1 protein-coding gene is annotated in these 2,034 nt (G+C 69.4%); it reads right to left on the reverse strand.

The window, feature by feature from the left end; genetic code table 11:
* The coding region (locus ASG00_RS02550) for an ATP-dependent Clp protease ATP-binding subunit (RefSeq protein WP_235559084.1) at positions 1-1,863 on the reverse strand (1,863 nt) is incomplete at its 3' end.
* Positions 1,864-2,034 lie beyond the last annotated feature (171 nt).

A 2,034-nucleotide genomic window follows, 5' to 3' on the forward strand; every position in this document is an offset into this window, starting at 1 on the left:
CTCGGTGAGCGCCTGGAAGATCACGACGTCGTCGAGACGGTTGACGAACTCGGGACGGAATGCCTGGCGCACGAGCGCCTGCACCTGCTCCCGCTTCTCGTCGGGGGTGAGCAGCGGGTCGATCAGGATCGGCGAGCCGAGGTTCGACGTCAGGATCAGGATCACGTTCGTGAAGTCGACGGTGCGGCCCTGGCCGTCGGTGAGGCGGCCGTCGTCCATGACCTGCAGCAGCACGTCGAACACCTCGGGGTGCGCCTTCTCGACCTCGTCGAGCAGCACGACGCTGTAGGGGCGCCGACGCACGGCTTCGGTGAGCTGACCGCCCTGCTCGTAGCCGACGTATCCCGGAGGGGCGCCGACCAGGCGCGACACCGAGTGCTTCTCGCCGTACTCCGACATGTCGATGCGCACCATGGCGCGCTCGTCGTCGAAGAGGAACTCGGCGAGCGCCTTCGCGAGCTCGGTCTTGCCGACACCGGTCGGCCCGAGGAACAGGAACGATCCGGTCGGGCGGTTCGGGTCGCTGATGCCGGCGCGCGAGCGGCGCACCGCGTCGGACACCGTGCGCACGGCCGGCTTCTGGCCGATGAGCCGCCGGCCGAGCTCGGCCTCGAGGTGCACGAGCTTCTCGGTCTCGCCCTGCAGCAGGCGCCCCACCGGGATGCCCGTCCACGCGGCGATCACGGCAGCGATGTCCTCGTCGGTCACCTGGTCGCCGACCATGCGCTCATCGGTCGACTCGGCCTGCTCGGCGGCGACGAGCTCGCGCTCGAGCGCCGGGATCTCGGCGTACAGTAGCCGCGACGCCTTCTCGAGGTTGCCCTCGCGCTGGGCGCGCTCCGCCTCGACGCGGGCGGCGTCGAGGCGGGTCTTGAGGTCGCCGACGCGGTTGAGCGAGGCGCGCTCGCGCTCCCACCGGGCCTGCAGCTCGGTGAGTCGGGACTCCTCGGCGGCGAGGTCGGTGCGCAGCTTCTCGAGACGCTCCTTCGAGGCCGCGTCCTTCTCCTTCTTGAGGGCGAGCTCTTCGAGCTTGAGCCGGTCGACGTGGCGGCGCAGCTCGTCGATCTCGAGCGGAGCGGAGTCGATCTCCATGCGCAACCGCGACGCGGCCTCGTCGATCAGGTCGATGGCCTTGTCGGGCAGCTGGCGCGAGGGCAGGTAGCGGTTCGAGAGGGATGCCGCGGCCACCAGCGCCCCGTCGGCGATGGCCACCTTGTGGTGGGCCTCGTAGCGCTCCTTGAGTCCGCGCAGGATCGCGATCGTGTCCTCGACGCTCGGCTCGCCGACGTAGACCTGCTGGAAGCGGCGCTCGAGTGCGGCATCCTTCTCGATGAACTCGCGGTACTCGTCGAGGGTGGTGGCGCCGATGAGGCGCAGCTCACCGCGGGCGAGCATGGGCTTGAGCATGTTGGATGCCGCGACCGACCCTTCGCCGCCGCCGGCACCCATCAGCACATGCAGCTCGTCGATGAAGGTGATGACGCGGCCCTCGGACTCGGTGATCTCCTTCAGCACGCTCTTGAGGCGCTCCTCGAACTGGCCGCGGTACATCGCGCCGGCGACGAGGGCGGAGATGTCGAGGGAGACGAGCTCCTTGTTCTTGAGCGACTCGGCGACGTCGCCCGCGACGATGCGCTGGGCGAGGCCTTCGACGACGGCGGTCTTGCCGACGCCGGGCTCGCCGATGAGGACGGGGTTGTTCTTGGTGCGTCGGGTGAGCACCTGGCTGACGCGGCGGATCTCGCTGTCGCGTCCGATGACGGGGTCGAGCTTGCCCTGGCGGGCGCGCTCGGTGAGGTTGATGCCGAACTGCTCGAGGGCGCTCTGCGCCTCCTCCTGGCCCGGCTGCGGTGTGGCGTTCATGATGCTCCTGAAGTTCGCTGCTCAAAGTTGAGTCTTACGCGCTCAAGTTTAGCACTCGCGGATGTCGAGCGCTACGGGGTGGGCCGGAGGTATCGTGCCCCGAGAGGCGCATCCACCCGCGCGCCCCACGCGAACGAACGGACGCCCATGGCCTGGCGCATGCCCTCCGAG

This window comes from Microbacterium sp. Leaf351, from assembly GCF_001423825.1.
In the GTDB taxonomy this organism is placed as follows: Bacteria; Actinomycetota; Actinomycetes; order Actinomycetales; family Microbacteriaceae; genus Microbacterium; species Microbacterium ginsengisoli.